This is a genomic window from Chitinophaga pinensis (genome assembly GCF_007896845.1).
Taxonomy (GTDB): Bacteria; Bacteroidota; Bacteroidia; order Chitinophagales; family Chitinophagaceae; genus Chitinophaga; species Chitinophaga pinensis_C.
In genome coordinates this window covers 58296-76537 of record NZ_VOHS01000015.1, presented here as the reverse complement: position 1 = coordinate 76537, position 18242 = coordinate 58296, and the positions used below count along the sequence as shown (strand labels likewise).

Below are 18242 nucleotides of genomic sequence, written 5' to 3'. Positions count from 1 at the left end.
GATGCGTCAGATTGTGCGCATCCTGATTTTGATTTTGGGATTTGTAGTCAGGTCATTTATATTTGCATCTTAAATGTCATTATCAGTAAATCATCTTCTCGGAATTCGCGGTCTGCAGCGCCAGGATATTGAACTTATTTTCCAAACAGCTGATCAGTTCAAAGAGGTTTTACAAAGACCGATCAAAAAAGTTCCTTCGCTCAGGGATACCACCATCGTTAATTTATTCTTCGAAAATTCAACCCGTACACGTATTTCATTTGAGCTCGCTGAAAAGCGGCTGGGCGCTGATGTGGTGAATTTCTCCGCATCCGGCTCTTCGGTTTCCAAAGGCGAAACGCTCATTGATACGGTGAACAATATCCTTTCCATGAAAGTGGATATGGTTGTCATGAGACACTCCGCCAGCGGTGCGCCTCACTTCCTTTCCAGGCATATTGATGTACCCATCGTGAACGCGGGAGATGGTATCAACGAGCATCCCACACAGGCCCTGCTCGACGCATTCTCTATCAGGGAACGCCTTGGTAGTGTGGCAGGAAAGAAGATCGCTATCTGCGGCGACATCATGCACTCAAGGGTAGCACTTTCCAATATTTACTGCCTGCGGCAGTTAGGAGCAGAAGTAACAGTGGTTGGTCCGCCGACCCTGATACCAAAGCACATGGAAGCAGCGCTCGGGGTGAATGTCAGCTACGATATCCGCGAAACACTGCAATGGTGTGATGTGGCAAACGTACTGCGCATACAGCTGGAAAGACAGAATACACCCCTGTTCTCCTCCCTCCGGGAATACTCCCTCGCTTACGGCGTGAACAGGAAACTGTTGGATAGTCTGCAGAAAGAAATCATCGTCATGCACCCGGGCCCGATCAATCGTGGTGTGGAGCTTGACTCAGATGTGGCTGACTCCGGTCATTCCATCATCCTGAATCAGGTAGAAAACGGGGTAGCCGTACGTATGGCAGTATTGTATCTGCTGTCAGGCAAAAAGCCGGGAAAAGTAGTAGAGTAATTACACAACTAAAAAATAAATAGGGTGGAAGGCTGATGGCTTTTCACCCTTTTTTATGCCCCGAAAAAGAGGAATGGCTTAGAAGTTAGCATTCAGCCCCAGCGTGAAGGAGCGGAAGAAAGGATACTGATAACCCATATTGGTTGCCTGCTCCGGATCGAAATACCGGATACGCATCCGGTTTACTTCCCAAAGATCTTGTCCGGAGAAATAAAAACGGAGGCTGTTAATCAGCGGGTGACTTCTGTTGAAATGGAAGGTATAGCCCACCTGCAGGTTTTTCAGGCGGATATAGGCCGCGTTCATGACCCAGAAGGAACTTGGTGTCAGATTCTGATTATCGCCTGCATATAGCCTTGGAAAGTCTGCATTTTGATTGGCAGGTGTCCAGTGATCAGAATGGATCAGCCACGGTTGCTGCCAGCCATCTACAAAAGGCATGGCATATTTACCGGGTATCAGCATTTTTCTGGCGCCGATGCCCTGAAAGAAAATGGAAAAGTCAAATCCCCTGGAGGAAAAGCCGGCATCAAAGCCAAAGGAGTAGCGTGGCTGGGAGCTACCCAGATATATGAGGTCGCCATGGTCGTCTTTTGTATGACTGCCACCATCAATGTTGCCATCTTTATTGACGTCTACGTATCTGATATCGCCGGGAGCGGTAACATTCCCCTGATAAGCATGACCGGCAACGTCCTGATTATTCTGGAAATAGCCTGCCGCCTGATAGCCGATAATGGCATTGTAAGGTAATCCGGTTAATCCCCGGTTGTTACCATTTAGCCAAGCCGTAGGACCATTGGCGCGTAAGATTTTATTCTGGTCATCAAAAACATTCGCATTCACCCAATAACTGAAAGGGCCCCGGTTATCTCTCCAGCCGAGATTCAGTTCCCATCCCCATGAACGCAATACGGCATTAAAGAAGCGCGGCGCCAGCCAGTTCACTTCCGGGAAGGTCTGTTCCGCAATCTGCATACGGCCATTGTGCTTCACAAAATAGTCTGCATTGATATTCAGTCTGCCTTTGAAAAGCGTCAGATCCAGTCCGGCATTGGTCGTAGAAATAGTTTCCCAGTTATTATTGCCGGGTATGTAGCGGTCATTGGGTTCAAAAGACATCAGCGGATAAGCGGCAGGACGCAGTAACTGGTCACGGTAGTTGAAGTCATTCAGTCCGCTGCGCCAGTTGAAGTTGCCCAGCATGCCCCATGAAGCACGCAGCTTAAATTCATCAAAGAATGGGAAGGCAGCTGCGAACCACTTTTCATTGTTCATCCGCCAGCCGGCAGAGAAGGAGGGAAACAGATGCTCCCGTTGCATTTCTTTCTGCTGTGTGCTGTTGTAGCTTAACTGTGAAGCAACAAGATTTGCTTCCAGTAAATAGCGATCCTTAAAATTATAATTGATACGCGTAAAGACAGAAGCCAAAGAACCCGCGCCTTTGAAATGGAGCTGTGTTGTCTGCGCAGGATCATTAAAGGAGAGTTGCGACATTTCGTTTTCACTTAAATGTTCGCCTGTTCTTACACGTTGATGCTGATAATGACTTTCATAGGCATATCCGCCGAGAATGTGTACGGTATTGGATTTGCCGGCGGAGAGATCATAGTCTGCGAGCAGCTGCAGACTGTGTTGCACTTCCATCAGATAACCTCTCTTCAATGTATTCGGATCATTGACACTGTTCACGTATCCGTCTCCGTTATAGAAGTCAACAGTGCGTTTTCCGAGTCCGTCGTGTGTCGTTGTCAACTGCGGACTATACACCGCTTTCAGCGTAAGGCCTTTATATAAATTTTCTGCTTTCAGTGTGAATACGGCATCTGCATAGGTACTTTGTTCATCACGTTTACCGGCATCTTTTAAGAGCGCATATCCATTGTAGCCTGTCGTGTAATTACGCGTGCCGGGCACGTATACCGGTACATTGGCGGGCGACTGGTACAGATAATTCAGCAGACCGTAATTGCCATCCACGCGCCATCCCGGAGAGAGCGTATTACTTTGTGCATACTGCAGACTTGTTTCCAGACTGAGTACATCACTGAAGCGGTTGTTGAGATTTGCCTGTATGTTGGTGCGGGAGGTCTTATCAGAGCCGGTATTAAATAAACCCTGACGGGAGAATTGTCCGAAGGAGAGCAGATATTGATGATCCGCATTCCCGCCTCTCGCATTGATATTATAAGTTGCTGTTGTACTGTTATTACGGGTGACGCTGTTCAGTGGATCGAAATCATCGTAATAGTTGAAGTTCTGCGTACCGTCGAATCTGGGCAAGAAATTGACTGCCGGATTCTTCATCAGACTGATATCCTGATCTGTCCATACGGGTGGCAGACCGGCATTTGCCGCTGCTTCATTGGCGAGGGGAGCCGCCTGCCAGGAATGCATTCTTTTGGGCAGGGAGATCGGTCTTTCAAAACCAAACAGGCTGCTGTATTCGACGGCAACTTTACCCGGTTTACCTCTTTTGGTGGTCACGAGTACGACACCACCAGCTGCGAGAGGACCATAAATAGAAGCCGCTGCGGCGTCTTTGAGTACGGAAATGGATTCAATATCGTTGGGATTGAGCAGGGTAATGGATCCGGGCGCGCCGTCCACGAGTACGAGCGGCTCACTGTAGTTGCCCGAGGAAAGACCGCGGATCTGCAGGTTAAAGCCTTCTTTACCCGGCTGACCGTTATTGCGCGTTACGAGCAGACCGGGGGCTGTACCTTGTAACGCGGCCATGACGTTGGTTACGGGACGGCTTTTGAGGCGGCGGCCTTCTACTTTCGTGATGGCGCCGGTGATATTGGCTTTTGTATGCAGACCATAACCGATGATAACGAGGTCATTTAAGGTTTTGGTATCACTTTGCAGGATAATTTCCAGTGTCTTACGATCCCGCAGGGTAATTTCCCGGGTTTCATAGCCGATGAGGGAGAACTGGAGTACTGCTTGTCCGTTGGCTACGGGCATACGAAAGCGACCGTTTTCGTTGGTACTGGCGCCGTTATGGGTATCTCTCTCCCGGATGGACACCCCGGCGAGTGGGCGTTCTCCATCGGTGATGAGTCCTGTGATGACATATTTTTCCGGTTCAGGGCTGGTGGGGCGGTGTGTGACACCAGTTGCCACGGGCACTTCTGTGTCCGGATAGACAATAATCTGTTTGTTACGGATCTCAAAAACGTAGTTAGTACCGGCGAATATGCGACGCAATACGCTTGTCAGTGGTTGTTGTTGTACCTGTAGGGAGACGGATCGGGCATTATCGAGAACGGTAGAGGAGACTGCGAAGGTGAGTCCGGTTTGTTTTTCTATGAGTCTGATCACTTGCCGGAGACTGACTCTGGTTACTTTGAGTGTAACCTTGATGGAATCACCATCCTGAAATCCGGTCAGCTGTAGGGTAGGAGGGTTGGCATGGGATAAATAGGATAATGAGACCCCTGCGCATACTAAAAAAAGTAGTATACACCAGCGTCTATAGTAAGTCGCCTTACGGAATGCCTGTATCTTAAACTGCATTTTCCTCCGGGCGACTAATAAATTTCTACAAGGCTATCTTTTTGTACGGCCTTTACCTGTAATGTTTTGGATAGAATGTCCAGAACCTCTGAAAGAGATTCTTTATGGAAAGTAGCCAACAGTTTTTTGTCTGTCAGTCCTTCTGCAACAACAATCTTTACTTTATAGTAATCTTCCAGTACACCAGCTACTTCAGAGAGCGGCGCATCCACGAAGGTGAGCTGTCCTGTTTTCCAGGCGATTGGATTATTGTTCCGGTGATGGCGGGTACTGATAGTCGTTCCTGCCAGCAGCATTTCTGCTTCTTCGCCGGGCGTAAGGATAACAGATTTTTTACCATTTTTATATACCGCTTTCACTTTTCCGCTTTGAACGAAGACTTTGACACCCTGTTTGGTCTCTTTTACATCGAAAGAGGTACCCAGTACTTCAATGTCAACATTTTTCAGGTGGACGGAGAAAGGTTTTTCCGGCATGTGTTTAACATCTACGAAGACCTCACCTTGCTGTACAAATACGTCCCTGCTGTTTTTCTGGAAGTTGCGGGGGTATTTTACACTGGTGTGGGCATTCAGATATAAACGGGTGCCGTCCGGTAGTAAAAGACTGTCTGTATTCTGAGCGGTTTGTTGCGCTATATATATTGGTTGGCGGTAGATGATCACGGCGGCTGCTATCACGATAGCTGCAGCTGCGGCTGCCCACCATGTACGGTTAGACAGGAAGCTCACTTTTCCTTTGGCAGGAGCCGGAGCTGTCTGTACCGGTTGTACGGGAGGGAGGGTAGCTGTTACGGTAGGGATAGCAGCAGCGGTCAGCTGTGTATCCAGTAACTGCCATTGATGAGCGACATCGTAGGAGGCAGCAGTGGGCAATACATCTCCTTGCCACAAAGCTTTCGTTTCCAGGAAGATATCCAGATTGGCAGCATCCAGCTGCAACCATTCATCCAGTGAACGTTTGTGCTCCTCATTCCCTGGTTCCTCCAGGTAGCGGATAACGACATCGATATCAGGTTGCTGTTTCATCTCTTAACATTAATACAATCAAAAATACCCTTACCATTAGTCTTTTTTAAAAAAACCTTTTAAGGGCGGTCATCTGTTTCTGTCGTCTTTGCTATATAATAATATATATAGGTAGTAAACAGATAATATAAAGGTAAAGTTCCCGCTTACTGTTGGTTTAACAAACCGAGTCTGATCTTTTTCAGTGCGGTGGTCAGGTGTGTATAGACCGTGTTGATGGAAATATTCAGTTGCTGGGAAATTTCGGTAGGAGACAGACCCTTGAACCGGCTCATTTCAAATACCCGACGGCATTGATCTGGCAATTTCTCAAGGATAGATAGATACTGGGCTTCCAATTCCTTATGCTCGAGCAGCAGATGTTCAACCGTAGATTCTGTGGAAGTGAATTGCTGTTCTTTCGCATACTGTTGCTGTCTTTGTGCCTTTTTGATCCGGTTAAGACAAGTATTGACGGTGGCCCGGGCCAGATAATGTTGCACGGGGGCACGCTCGTCCAGGTTGTCAGCTGTGCGCCATAGATTCAGGAACACATCCTGTACAACATCCTGTGCTTCGTCCTGATCACGCAGGTATCGCAGGGCGATACTGTACATGGCGGGTGAAAACTGATTGAATATAACTTCAAAAACCTGTTTATCCCTGTTCCGGACCCCATTAACTATATCTGTATTGTTGAGCGGCAGCATCCTGTAACTTATCTTTTCTAATCTTTTTTGTATTTGCTATTTGCAACGGACTAAAGTCGGCTATCAAAAACAGAACAAGGCAAAATTAGTTTATTATATCAATTAATTAGCTAATTGACGGACCAACGGCGTTCAGAACCAGAGATTTCAGAAAGTTTAAAAATGAAGTCCGCTACAGTAGCCACTTTCCGCCGAAATACCCAAAATGCTAAAAAAAAGACAACTTTTTTTTCCAAATGACTAATGGTAAGCTTCAAACCGGTTGTATTGTATATGTAGACAGTGAACAAAAGCGGCACTTTGCAGGCGCCTGCTAAACAAGTGCGGTTTAAAAAGTTTTTTATAACCATTTCGATATTGTAAAAAACCTAAAACCAATTTGTATGAAAACGACAAAGTTTGGCCTATCGGCACTTGTCGCCATGGTAATTGGAGCAATGGCCTTCAATTCCTTTGACGGGGGAACCATCAGTGGTAAAGTGACGCCGGTAGACGGAGCAACGGAAGTCTGGGCTATTTCAGGCATGGATACGTTGAAAGCTCCTGTAACCGACGGCGCTTTTTCTGTACAGTCTGCTAAGGCAGGCTCCTATACCGTGATTATCGACGCTAAAGATCCTTATAAAGACGCCACCCTGAAAGACGTGAAAGTCGAAGACGGCAAAGTAACAGACCTGGGTGAAATAAAGCTGGATTAAAACCGCTTTAGCGTTTAAACTTACAACTCCTAAGCATGATAGGAAAGTTGAGACCTGTAACAACCGGCCGGCTCTTCTGGGCCGGTTTATTTTTTTTCTAAAAGTCTCAGTTTATGCACAAAGGATCAGAGATCATCAGATCCGCCAACATCTTCAGGTGTGCTGTTTAAAGTATAGCACGTAGATTGTCTAAGTGATTAATTTCCAATTTTTTTCTCCTGTTTTCATGTTTCTATACGTAGATATCGTTGCTTTAAATAAGCGGTATGAGGTATCTAATGAACCTAAGCTGTTGCAAAAGGTGGACGTATCCGGCGCTCAGGCATTGGAAATCAATTGCCTCTTTACTCCGTCAGGGCTCATTTTCATTGACTTATTTAGTGGTGTGACAAAACATCTGGTATCATCTTATGCAGGGGATAGCTCCGTCTTGTCACTACAGCATACAGGGATTGTACATGAGGTATTGCCGGAGAAAAGGTGGACTTGATGGGGATCTGCTCCATATTATCACTACAGCATACAGGGATTGTTCATGAGGTATTGCCGGAGAAAAGGTGGACTTGATAGGCATATGCTCCCTAATATCACTACAGCATACAGGGATTGTGCATGAGGTATTGCCGGAGAAAAGGTGGACTTGATGGGGATCTGCTCCATATTATCACTACAGCATACAGGGATTGTACATGGGGTATTGCTGGAGAAAAGGTGGACTTGATAGGGATCTATTCCATATTATCGCTACAGCATACAGGGATTGTTCATGACGTAATACCGGAGAAAAAGGGGACCTGATAGTTAATTCCTAATGCCCCAAATCATATCTTTACGCTCTTCAGACTTTAATACGACATGCGCACAGTTATTCTTCTTCTGATTTCCAACACATTTATGACTTTTGCCTGGTATGGCCATCTAAAATACGAAAATGTTCCGCTTTGGAAAGTGATCCTCATCAGCTGGGGAATCGCCTTCTTCGAATATTGCTTCATGGTGCCGGCCAACCGTTTTGGCGCACAGGAAGGTTTTTCCGGTTTTCAGCTGAAAACCATTCAGGAAGTGATCACCCTTACAGTGTTCAGCCTTTTCGCCATCTTTATCCTGAAAGAACCGCTTCGCTGGAACTATCTTGTCTCTTTTCTGTTCATCCTTGGCGCCGTCTATTTCATGTTTAAGAAGTGATCTTTTTTCCTTTTATCACATTTTCTTTTACGGCTATATTTAATCGCTATTTTTGGCCACTGTTTAATAAGCAAAAGAAATGGTAAAAGGATTCTGTTTAACACTGATTTCAGGACTGGTCGCCGCTACCGCATGGGCTCAACGCTCTCCGTTGGTCAATGCGGCAGATATAAAACTGCAACTCAAAAAATTGGATACGCTTGGTAGCGTATTATATATCGCCGCTCATCCTGATGATGAGAATACCCGTCTGCTGGGATATCTGGCGAAAGAAAAGTTATACCGTACCGGCTATCTCTCTCTTACCAGAGGAGATGGTGGTCAGAACCTCGTAGGGGACGAGCAGGGCGAATTACTTGGCCTGATCCGTACGCAGGAGCTGCTGGCTGCCCGTCGTATAGATGGTGCAGAACAGTTCTTCACCCGCGCACTGGATTTCGGTTTCTCCAAGAACCCGGCAGAGACATTTACCATCTGGGATAAAGACAAGATCCTGGGGGATGTGGTATGGATGATCCGTAAATTCCAGCCAGACGTTATCGTATGTCGTTTCCCACCGGATAGCCGTGCCGGCCATGGTCATCATACCGCTTCTGCCATGCTGGCTGAAGAAGCCTTCGAAGCTGCCGCAGATCCTAAACGTTATCCGGAGCAGCTGAAACAGCTGAAGCCATGGAAAGCGCACCGTATTCTCTGGAATACCTTTAACTGGGGCGGTGCGATTGATAATTCCGCCGGACTGCTCTACGAACTGAACGTGGGTACTTACAATTATCTGCTGGGTCGTGGTTATGGTGAGATTGCGGCGGAAAGCCGTTCACAGCACAAGAGTCAGGGTTTTGGTGTAGCTGCAACAAGAGGTAGCGCCTACGAATATTTCTCGCCTATAAAAGGTGGTAAACCAGTATATAGCCTGCTGGATGGCGTAAATTCCACATGGACGCGTATCGCTGGTGGTAAGCCAATAGGGGAGATGGTTGATAAGGCACAGGCAAACTTCAATATTGAAGATCCTGCGGCTTCTGTACCAGCTCTGCTGGAAATCCGTAAAGCGATACAGGCACTGCCGGAAGGGTACTGGCGTAACCAGAAGCTGAAAGAGACAGAAGACCTGTTGCTGGCTTGCGCTGGTCTCTGGATGGAAGCTTATAGCAATGCGCAGGTAGTTGTGCCGGGACAGCCGATGCAGGGTAGCGTACAGCTGCTGTGCAATAGTAATGCAAATGTTACGGTTGATCAGATCTCTTTCGGTGGAAAGGATACCCTGTTCAATAAACTGCCGCTGGAGTTTAACCGTCTGCGTACCATTAATGAATCTATGACCCTGCCTGCCGGACTGGCGGAGTCTCAGCCTTACTGGTTGAAGGATGCACACCCGATCGGGATCTATACAATTAAAGATCCGATGATGGTGGGTTATCCGGAGAATAAACCGGCACTGGAAGCTGTTATTAAGCTGCGTATCAATGGAGAACAGCTGACGGTTACCAGACCTGTACAATACAAATTTACGGATCCTGTAAAAGGAGAATTATATGAGCCGCTGGTGGTTGCTCCACCTGTCGTGGCTACACTGAATAACAGCGTATTCATCTTCACCCAGACCCAATCTCAGCCGGTACAGGTAAAACTGCGTGCAATGGGCCTTCCTAATAAAGGAACAGTAAGACTGCAACTGCCTGCCGGCTTTACCAGTCAGGAAGCTGAGCAATCTTATGAACTGTCTTCCAAAGGAGATGAAACAGCCGTGACCTTCCATATTGCGCCGCAGAAAGTAGCCGGTATTAACCGTACAGATACTTTGCGCGTAGAAATCCGTAGTGAAGGAAAAGTCTATACACAGAGCATCCGCACTATCGCATACGATCACATTCCGGACATCAATATTTTCCCTGAAGCAACTGCAAGACTGGTAACAGTTGACCTGCAGCGCAATGGCCGTAAACTGGGATATATCTCCGGTGCCGGTGATATGGTTGCTGCTTCTCTCAGACAGGTGGGTTATGAAGTGACCATACTGGATGAAAAAGAAATCATGAACGGTGATCTGCAGCAATATGATGCGATCATTGCTGGTGTAAGAGTATATAATATTAATCCACGTATCAAGTACTGGCAGTCACGCCTGATGGAATATGTCAAAAATGGCGGTACCTATCTGGTACAGTATAATGTCAGTTCTCCACTGGTGACCACAGATATTGGTCCGTATCCGTTTACGCTTACGCGTGACCGTGTAACCGATGAAACAGCTGCTGTCAGCATCCTGCAACCACAGAACGAAATCATGCACTATCCTAATAAGATAACTGACCATGATTTTGACGGATGGATACAGGAGCGAGGTCTTTACTTTACACAGATGGCAGATGCTTCTTACCAGAAGCTTTTCGCAATGCATGATAAAGGAGAGGAAGACCTGCAGGGTTCTACACTCGTAGCGGATTATGGCAAAGGCAGATATGTATATACTTCGCTTGCCTTCTTCCGTGAATTGCCAGCTGGCGTGCCCGGTGCATATCGTTTATTTGTAAATCTTATTTCAAAGAAGAAATAAACTGACCAATGAGCAAAAAACGGGAAAACGGATCAAGGCTCACTATTACGGCAATACTATGTATTGTGATCGGACTGGTCATCGGATTTGAGATCAAGAGAGTACATATCGGACTCCTGATTGGTCTCGGGTTAGGACTGCTCAGCGGAAATATGCTAAAGAAAAGAAATTAAGCATTAAGTATTAAAAATTAAGAATCAGACTGGTCGTGACAGACCTTTGAGGCTGTATTGCTGATATCAGGTATGTTAATGTCATCACTCATACTGACGACAATTGTTATCCATTCCTGATTCTTAATTTTTATCATTTTACATCAAAACAACCTGTTATGAAAGAGGATCGCCCACCATTACTGCCTTCCTGGCCCCTCTGGTATGCACTGGTCATTATATGGCTGGCGCTGCTGATTGGAGGTTTTTATTTTTTTACTAAAGTATTTTCATGAGCGTAGCAGATTGGATTGTACTGGTAGTCACACTGGTTGGAATTGTTTTATATGGCATCTGGAAGAGTCGCGGACAACGCGACATGCAGGGATATTTTCTTGACAACCAGTCCATGCCCTGGTATATTGTATTATTATCTATTATCGGTACACAGGCGAGTGCCGTGACCTTCCTTTCTGCGCCCGGTCAGGCGTATACTGACGGGATGCGCTTCGTGCAATATTATTTTGGTCTGCCTTTGGCTATGGTGGTGTTGTGTATCACATTTGTACCCATCTTTCATAAGCTGAAAGTATTTACGGCCTACGAATATCTTGAACAGCGTTTTGATCTGAAGACCCGTACGCTTACGTCTGCATTGTTTCTGGTGCAGCGTGCGCTTTCTACAGGGATTAGTATTTATGCGCCTTCTATTATACTGTCTTCTTTGCTGGGCTGGAATATTTATCTGACCAATATTATCATGGGCGGACTGCTCATCATTTACACTGTTTCCGGAGGAACGAGAGCAGTAAGTTACACACAGACTTTCCAGCTGGTGATCATATTCGCAGCAATGTTTCTGGCAGGCTGGATGGTGGTGCATTTATTACCGGAGGATATCGGGTTTAAAGAAGCATTACAGGTGTCCGGAAAGATGGACAAACTGAATGTGATTGTGACAGATTTTGATTGGAAGGACCGGTATAATATCTGGAGTGGATTGATCGGGGGCTTCTTTCTGGCCTTATCTTATTTCGGTACAGACCAGTCGCAGGTAGGACGTTACCTGACGGCCCGTTCAGTAACGGAAAGCCGTCTGGGCTTATTGATGAATGGTCTGGTGAAAGTGCCTATGCAATTCCTGATACTGTTGATAGGTGCGATGGTATTTGTGTTTTATCTGTATTTCCGGGCGCCTGTGTTTTTTAATCAGGCGCAGATAAAGAAAGTATACAACTCGGAAGAGGGGGTTGCTTTCAAAGCGGTGGAAGACAAATACAAGCAGCTTGCGACGATGAAGGAACAGCAGGTAAAAGAGATGGCTGCTGCCATTAAAACCGGTGATGAACGGGCGATTGCAGCAAAGAAGGCTGCTTTGAAAGAGACAGATGTCCGTTCACAGGCAACCCGTGAGGAAGCGATCGCTTTGATTAAAAAGGCAGATCCGGCGGCGGATACGAATGATACGAACTATATTTTCCTGCATTTTGTGGTGAACAATCTGCCGAAAGGGCTGGTGGGATTGCTGATTGCGATTATATTCCTTGCGGCATGGGGCAGTATTGCAGCTGCCTTGAACTCGCTGGCTTCTACAACGGTGATAGATATTTATCAAAGGATGTTTAAGAAAGAGGAGACGGATGCGCATTATTTATCGGTATCCCGTTGGTGGACGGTATTCTGGGGCCTCTTCTGTATTGTGGTGGCACAGTTTGCGAGTCAGCTGGGGAGTCTGATAGAGGCGGTGAATATACTGGGATCTTTGTTTTACGGTGTGATCCTTGGTATTTTCCTTGTGGCATTTTATTGTAAGAGGATTGGAGGCAGTGCTACTTTCTGGGCGGCTATTGTGTCGGAGATAGGGGTGATTGTGATCTATCTGCTCAATATTGTGTCATTCCTGTGGTTGAATGCGATCGGATGTTTTCTGGTGATTATTATTGCTACGCTGTTCCAGTTAATAGGGGGGAAGAAGCGTACGGTTGAAGTACGATCATAACAGCAAACAAAATAAAATTTGAAAGGGGAGCGGTCAGGACTGCTTCCCTTTTTTTGTTTTACGGAATTATCTGAGCGGATACAGCGGGTAACAAAGTAGCTGCGCCTGTAGCAATCGGCGGCTGTAAAAGCAAAGCGGGTGTTCACTATATGGTGAACACCCGCTTCGACTGATAGAAAAAGAATAACTTATAAAGAAGCGATAATCTTCTGATTGATCACCACATAGTCATCATTTTTTGCAGCTTTTGCCAGTTCGATAGCTTTCTCAGCAGTTGCTTTAGCTGCTTTCTTGTCACCAGCTTTAGCCTGAATACGTGCTTTCAGGGTAGCGATCCAGAAAGCGGTCGGATTTTCCTTTACTGCTTCTTCAGCCCATGCCAGTGCCTGTTTCAGGTCACGGTTAGTTTCATAATAGTAAGAAGCGGCCTGAAAGTAAGGTTTTTTATCACCTTTCATTGCAGCATCCAGCTGTGCTACTACTTTGCTATCAACTTCTGCGGTCAGTGGAACGGATACCATGGTATTTTCCCAGATCAGCAGCATGTTTGCAGAAGATGACTGAATATCATCAAAAGTGATCATGAAGTTTTCTACTGCGAAAGGCAGTGCAGTTGGTTTTACTTTCACGCGTACCACGTCATTCTCTGGTTTGTAAGCAGCAGGGCTGGTTACATCGAGGCTCTTTGTCAGGATCACAGTCCACTCAGATTTACCCGGAATGGTCAGCAGGCCATATTTACCAGCTTTTACATCGGTACCACCGAATTTAACATCATCGCCGAAAGTGATAACAGTAGCGCCGTTAGCACCGGTTCTCCATACCTTATCGAAAGGAACGAGGTCACCCATTACTTTCCTGCCTTTGATAGCCGGGCGGGAATAATTTACTTCAATAAAAGATAATGCGAAATCCTGGTGGATAGTCTGTCCGGGGCTCGGAGCCGGCATTTTAACGCCCTGAGCGAAAGATAACTGAGCACACAGCAGCAGGGAGCAACCAGCTGACAGGTAACGGAATAAAGGTTTCATATGTGTTTGTTTGGTGGTTTAGTGAGGTGCAAAGATCAAGTATCTTTGTCAGACCATCAACCCACTTATCATTCAATTATTCCGTTTCTGAAAGCATGCATGACCAGGCCGACTATATTTTTGGCGCCGGTTTTTTCCAGTAGTTTCTGGCGCAGGCCTTCTACTGTACGTGGGCTCAGGAATATTTCTTTGGATATTTCCTGTGTCGTGTATTCATTACAGATAAGGCGCAGTACTTCCAGCTCACGGTCGGTGAGTTGTACTTCATTTCTGAAAGTGGGTTTGAAGTGCTGTTTGTTTTTGTGCATGACTTTTTTGAGCAGGGCCAGGTTCACATTTTCGTTGAAATAGAACCCTTTTTCGTAGGTCGTGCAGATCGCTTCGTATATCTCATCAGGTTCTGCGTTTTTCAGCAGATAGGCGTTAGCGCCGTTTTCGATGAGGTGTACAATGAAGTTATCGTCTTCATACATGGTTAGTACGATCACTTTGACATTGGCGTATTTTTCACGCACTTTTTTAGTGGCTTCAATGCCGTCCATATTAGGCATTTTCAGGTCCATCAGGATAACATCAGGCTGTTGCTCTTCCATTATCTCCAGCAGGTGGGCCCCATCTTCAGCTTCAAACACCACAGTAATATTCTCGTATGGGGTGAGGGTATTAATAACACCGCTGCGGAAGATCTTATGATCATCGGCAATAGCCACCTTAATGTTGTTCACCATAGGGGGAGGCTGTTTAAGTATTTTGATAGATTTGTCCCTTTGTCTGATACAGGATAGTGCGACCGATGACTGTGGAATTAGTTCCCCGGACATCAATTATCGACTGCTCAGCAGGACAAAGCTAGAAAAATTCGTCTTATTCCTCAGCGCTTTGATAATTTTCCACTCTTATTTCAGCGTTAGTGCCACTATCTATGCCGGGAAGGTAATGTATGGTGCCGCCTATAACGTTGAGGCGGCTTTCAATATTCTTGAGACCCAGGCTGCCGGTTTTCTGACGGGAATTATCCAGTGAGCGGAGCAAAAGGCCGTTGCCATTATCCACTACATTGATTACCAGAGCGTTTGTGCTACAACGATAGGTTATTTCTATATGGGTAGCCTGGGCGTGCTTCAGAATGTTGTTGATGAGTTCCTGTACAACGCGATAGATATTTAATGCTTTTTCAATATCGACGTGGAGCGGGCTTCCTTCGTCCTTGAAAGATATTCTCACCTGTTTGTTTTTATTCATCAGGTTGCAGAATGAGTCAAGTGCTTTGGAAAGGCCCAGATTTTCAAGTGCCTGGGGATGGAGGCTTTGAGAGATGAAGCGGAGATGCTGAATGATCGTATCAGTAAAGTCTTTGGTTTCCTTTAACTGCTCTGTCTCTCCATTTCCGGTTTTCAATAATGGTTGCAGTTGGTTTAGATTGAGTTTAAGTACGGACAACTGCGCCCCCACTTCATCATGCAGATCTTCTGCTATGCGTTTTCGTTCTTGTTCCTGACCTTGTAGAATAGCCATTAACCTCTCTTTTTGTAACTGGAGGTCTTTATCACGGATGGCCAGCTTGTGCTGAATTACCTGTTTCTGTTGAAAGATTACTAATACGATCACCAGAATACTAAGTAACAACATCACTGCGGTTCCGATAATAAGCAGGTCTGAAAAAATCATGAACGGACTTTTTTAACTTTTGTGAGACCAATATACAAAAGGACCAGCTGAATTATACCGGCAACAAAAGTTACGGCCAATGTCAGTCTTGTAGAGCCTTTCACACCCTGGTATCCAAAATTCATTAAGCTATAAGCAAGGGAAAAAAGAAAATAACCACAGTGATAAACGAAAATTCCTGAATTATACCAGAAGTCGGGCAAAGAGTTAATAAAAACAGATTGTTTGACCAGTTCATCGTCTCTCAGCAGCTGGTAAAAGAAAATTGCGCAATAAACCATCAGGATGAAGGTCTCCAGTGATGTTGCATATGAGTTGAAGATATTGGGACCCTCGAGCTTCACATAATCCAGTATGACAAAGGCAAGTACCGGGAAGATCATTCCGAGAATGATCGCTCGCACGGCTTTGTACTTGATCACAGCATGAAAATAAAGAGATAAGATTACGAACGCCAGAAAATACATGGTATTGTAGAACCATAGATTATTCCCCCATATCTGCGCAATTAATTTTGAGCCGCCTGCAAAAACGATACTTGATATCAGGAAATAAAATATCCACTTACTACTTTTATCAAGCCTGCCGAAGTGAATGATAAAGGGGATCAAAAGCAAGCATTCGATCCCCCACATAATGTAAAACAAAATCAGATGAATGTACACTTAGTTTGGGTTTAATTGATGAACCTCTCACGGACAATCAGCAGGGCAAGGCAGACCGTTATCCAGTGCACCACCATCATCATCATCGCTCGCTTTTTTCGCTGCTGTTGCCATGAATGAATTTACCTCTGATGTGTTTTGTTTCTTCTTATACAGGATGTTTTTTCCTGCTTTATCTACGGCATAGATCACCATTTTTTTGTCGTCTTTTCCGTCCTGATCGCTATCATCACCGTAATAAATACGTAAGCCGGCGATATCTTCCTGACAGCTAAGTAATTCGAGCAATTTCTCCTTACCAAAGAAGTAAGCCTGGATAAATTCATTACCATGCTTCTTGTGTTTCTTTTTGAAGTAATTGTCCCTTAATCTGTCGGCTTCCTTTCTGGAAATGAAGTCGCCCGTGTCTGGGGGGAAATGTTTAGGAATGTCCATGGTTGTGCTGTGGTTTTAAGTTGATGGTAAAATTATTACAAATAATCACTTGACAAAGCGAATACGTATATAACATCTTTGTACCATGTAGTGTTGTAAAAATGTATAATTAATTTGATAATCAATATTTTAAGATAAAAAAGGCCCGTTTATGTACGCCCGAGCCCGCGTAATTACCGATGAAAAATGCGTAGAACTACGCATTCTTATAAAACAGTAGGATAACGCTTGTCTCACGGTAAGAACTTCATAATCTTTGCAGGGTGAGTTATGGTTTAAGTTCTTTGACTCATACGAGCAATAGCAATGGGCCTTTCTACCCATGTTTGTTCCTCCTTGTTTAGACATGCAGAGAAAAAAGCGGCTATACCATATCGGCCAGAATGAGGTTAAGTATGTTAACCCCTTCTTTTAATTTTTAAAGCTTTGAGCTATGTGTTATCTGTTAATCGGAAACATTTCTGCATTGATCTCTGATGATTGTACAGAGCCTCTGGTAAATGCGCAATTACGTGTATACTTACCAGAAGGCCGTTACCCCACGAAAAACCGCCCCAAAACGGATATTTTAAGTGGGCCCGGTCAGCTTACAAAAGCAATGGTTGAAGCAAAGCGTGATCGCTTACTGGCAGAGACAGGACTGGATGAGAGAGGAAATTTTAAGCTGACCTGGGAACAACTACATCTATTTACGGAACCACTTGAACTGGACATCTGTTTGCAACACATGCCGGAACAGGTAGATATCAGGGGAGTCGAAACCCATTATCACCTCGGTACGGTTGTACCAAACTGGGCCCGTTCAGGACAGCGATACGTCGCTGCTTATGCCTATATTATTCCAGTAGAATGCTGGAGCCAGATTAGGGCCAATTATGGTACCTGGATTATCGCGGGAACAGTAAAGCGATTGAAATCCAGAGAGGGACAAGCACAACTCAGAGTCGAAGCGTACAATGCCGGAAACCATCGCCTGCTGGGCTGCGCGCGTACCGATGAAAATGGTCGGTATCAGCTCCGGTTCAGCAAAAGGGAACTAACCAGCAGGTTAATTTTGGTCGGTGAGCCCCGTCAGCAAAAGGGGCCGGATATTTATTTTAAGGTCTACCGCGACAAGCAATTGCTTTGGGAGGAAGACGCCCAGACAGGCATGATGCCGGGACGAAAGTCAGTGCCACCCTGTAGCACGATTAATATCAATATCAGGGACACTGTACGCAGAAAAGCATCAGGTTATGTACCCGGTTGGTTGAACAACTGGGCGGTGACAAGACGAAAGTCGTCACTGGTCAATCATTAAGGTGTTAGAGTACTATTTAACCTATATTTTGTACTACAAGCCCCAGTCTTCGTTTGGTAACCCACACATACACATTCATTACATTATACAGCTACTCAGGACCTGAGTAGCTGTTTTTTTTGTCCTGATCTTTCTGCTCCTATATCTATATGATGATTTGGGAGATGAGCAGCCTGTATCCGGGCGCCGTTTTATCCGTCCTTTTATTGCGGATGCCATTATAAGGTTTGGCTGCCTGCAGACTGGTTCCAGCATATTGCTGGCTCCCTGATTGCAGGTATGGTAGTATTACTTTTTG

General features: G+C 45.5%; 16 protein-coding genes. 8 read left to right on the top strand and 8 right to left on the bottom strand.

Annotation, left to right across the window (positions count from 1 at the left end; translation table 11 throughout):
* Positions 1–73: 73 nt before the first annotated feature.
* Entirely contained in the window at positions 74–1015 is a 942-nt protein-coding gene (locus FEF09_RS16165; protein WP_146306088.1) for an aspartate carbamoyltransferase catalytic subunit, read from the top strand.
* A 78-nt stretch (positions 1016–1093) separates the two neighbouring features.
* On the opposite strand, the gene FEF09_RS16160 is transcribed toward FEF09_RS16165, so the two are convergent.
* From FEF09_RS16160 to FEF09_RS16150, 3 genes are all read right to left on the bottom strand, one after another.
* Positions 1094–4537, bottom strand: coding sequence for a SusC/RagA family TonB-linked outer membrane protein (locus FEF09_RS16160; RefSeq protein WP_146306087.1), 3444 nt, complete (start codon positions 4535–4537; stop codon positions 1094–1096).
* Positions 4538–4551: 14 nt separating this feature from the next.
* Complete coding sequence (locus FEF09_RS16155) at positions 4552–5565, bottom strand: FecR family protein (protein WP_146306086.1); 1014 nt, start codon at positions 5563–5565, stop codon at positions 4552–4554.
* A 146-nt stretch (positions 5566–5711) separates the two neighbouring features.
* The gene (locus FEF09_RS16150; protein WP_146306085.1) at positions 5712–6254 is read right to left on the bottom strand and encodes an RNA polymerase sigma-70 factor; all 543 of its coding nucleotides are present in this window, start codon (positions 6252–6254) and stop codon (positions 5712–5714) included.
* Between the two features lie 383 nt (positions 6255–6637).
* On the opposite strand from FEF09_RS16150, the gene FEF09_RS16145 reads away from it, so the two are divergent.
* The 6 genes from FEF09_RS16145 (at position 6638) to FEF09_RS16125 (ending at position 12845) form a co-directional block, all read left to right on the top strand.
* The gene (locus FEF09_RS16145) at positions 6638–6952 is read left to right on the top strand and encodes a carboxypeptidase-like regulatory domain-containing protein (RefSeq protein ID WP_012793080.1); all 315 of its coding nucleotides are present in this window, start codon (positions 6638–6640) and stop codon (positions 6950–6952) included.
* 226 nt (positions 6953–7178) lie between these two features.
* Entirely contained in the window at positions 7179–7442 is a 264-nt protein-coding gene (locus tag FEF09_RS16140; protein WP_146306084.1) for a hypothetical protein, read from the top strand.
* A gap of 365 nt (positions 7443–7807) precedes the next feature.
* Complete coding sequence (locus FEF09_RS16135) at positions 7808–8137, top strand: DMT family protein (RefSeq protein WP_146306083.1); 330 nt, start codon at positions 7808–7810, stop codon at positions 8135–8137.
* Between the two features lie 79 nt (positions 8138–8216).
* A complete protein-coding gene (locus FEF09_RS16130; RefSeq protein WP_146306082.1) occupies positions 8217–10694 on the top strand; it encodes a PIG-L family deacetylase in 2478 nt (825 codons plus the stop codon).
* Between the two features lie 8 nt (positions 10695–10702).
* Positions 10703–10867, top strand: a complete 165-nt coding sequence (locus FEF09_RS30765) for a hypothetical protein (RefSeq protein WP_186774371.1) — start codon at positions 10703–10705, stop codon at positions 10865–10867.
* Positions 10868–11138: 271 nt separating this feature from the next.
* A complete protein-coding gene (locus FEF09_RS16125) occupies positions 11139–12845 on the top strand; it encodes a sodium:solute symporter (RefSeq protein ID WP_146306081.1) in 1707 nt (568 codons plus the stop codon).
* Between the two features lie 188 nt (positions 12846–13033).
* Here FEF09_RS16125 and FEF09_RS16120 read toward each other — a convergent pair whose 3' ends face one another.
* From FEF09_RS16120 to FEF09_RS16100, 5 genes are all read right to left on the bottom strand, one after another.
* On the bottom strand, positions 13034–13876 hold the full coding sequence (locus FEF09_RS16120) for a DUF2911 domain-containing protein (protein ID WP_146306080.1): 843 nt from the start codon (positions 13874–13876) through the stop codon (positions 13034–13036).
* Positions 13877–13944: 68 nt separating this feature from the next.
* Entirely contained in the window at positions 13945–14604 is a 660-nt protein-coding gene (locus FEF09_RS16115) for a response regulator transcription factor (protein ID WP_146306079.1), read from the bottom strand.
* Between the two features lie 136 nt (positions 14605–14740).
* Entirely contained in the window at positions 14741–15544 is an 804-nt protein-coding gene (locus FEF09_RS16110; protein ID WP_146306078.1) for a sensor histidine kinase, read from the bottom strand.
* Complete coding sequence (locus tag FEF09_RS16105; protein WP_146306077.1) at positions 15541–16209, bottom strand: hypothetical protein; 669 nt, start codon at positions 16207–16209, stop codon at positions 15541–15543. Before FEF09_RS16105 ends, FEF09_RS16110 begins: the two co-directional genes overlap by 4 nt.
* A gap of 27 nt (positions 16210–16236) precedes the next feature.
* The gene (locus FEF09_RS16100; RefSeq protein ID WP_089813985.1) at positions 16237–16644 is read right to left on the bottom strand and encodes a hypothetical protein; all 408 of its coding nucleotides are present in this window, start codon (positions 16642–16644) and stop codon (positions 16237–16239) included.
* A gap of 433 nt (positions 16645–17077) precedes the next feature.
* On the opposite strand from FEF09_RS16100, the gene FEF09_RS16095 reads away from it, so the two are divergent.
* The gene (locus tag FEF09_RS16095; protein ID WP_146306076.1) at positions 17078–17944 is read left to right on the top strand and encodes a hypothetical protein; all 867 of its coding nucleotides are present in this window, start codon (positions 17078–17080) and stop codon (positions 17942–17944) included.
* Positions 17945–18242 lie beyond the last annotated feature (298 nt).

Bases quoted from the DNA above. Each gene is read 5' to 3' on its own strand.
- FEF09_RS16165 (WP_146306088.1), top strand. From the start codon at position 74: ATGTCATTATCAGTAAATCATCTTCTCGGAATTCGCGGTCTGCAGCGC.
- FEF09_RS16160 (WP_146306087.1), bottom strand. From the start codon at position 4,537: ATGCAGTTTAAGATACAGGCATTCCGTAAGGCGACTTACTATAGACGC.
- FEF09_RS16155 (WP_146306086.1), bottom strand. From the start codon at position 5,565: ATGAAACAGCAACCTGATATCGATGTCGTTATCCGCTACCTGGAGGAA.
- FEF09_RS16150 (WP_146306085.1), bottom strand. From the start codon at position 6,254: ATGCTGCCGCTCAACAATACAGATATAGTTAATGGGGTCCGGAACAGG.
- FEF09_RS16145 (WP_012793080.1), top strand. From the start codon at position 6,638: ATGAAAACGACAAAGTTTGGCCTATCGGCACTTGTCGCCATGGTAATT.
- FEF09_RS16140 (WP_146306084.1), top strand. From the start codon at position 7,179: ATGTTTCTATACGTAGATATCGTTGCTTTAAATAAGCGGTATGAGGTA.
- FEF09_RS16135 (WP_146306083.1), top strand. From the start codon at position 7,808: ATGCGCACAGTTATTCTTCTTCTGATTTCCAACACATTTATGACTTTT.
- FEF09_RS16130 (WP_146306082.1), top strand. From the start codon at position 8,217: ATGGTAAAAGGATTCTGTTTAACACTGATTTCAGGACTGGTCGCCGCT.
- FEF09_RS30765 (WP_186774371.1), top strand. From the start codon at position 10,703: ATGAGCAAAAAACGGGAAAACGGATCAAGGCTCACTATTACGGCAATA.
- FEF09_RS16125 (WP_146306081.1), top strand. From the start codon at position 11,139: ATGAGCGTAGCAGATTGGATTGTACTGGTAGTCACACTGGTTGGAATT.
- FEF09_RS16120 (WP_146306080.1), bottom strand. From the start codon at position 13,876: ATGAAACCTTTATTCCGTTACCTGTCAGCTGGTTGCTCCCTGCTGCTG.
- FEF09_RS16115 (WP_146306079.1), bottom strand. From the start codon at position 14,604: ATGGTGAACAACATTAAGGTGGCTATTGCCGATGATCATAAGATCTTC.
- FEF09_RS16110 (WP_146306078.1), bottom strand. From the start codon at position 15,544: ATGATTTTTTCAGACCTGCTTATTATCGGAACCGCAGTGATGTTGTTA.
- FEF09_RS16100 (WP_089813985.1), bottom strand. From the start codon at position 16,644: ATGGACATTCCTAAACATTTCCCCCCAGACACGGGCGACTTCATTTCC.
- FEF09_RS16095 (WP_146306076.1), top strand. From the start codon at position 17,078: ATGTGTTATCTGTTAATCGGAAACATTTCTGCATTGATCTCTGATGAT.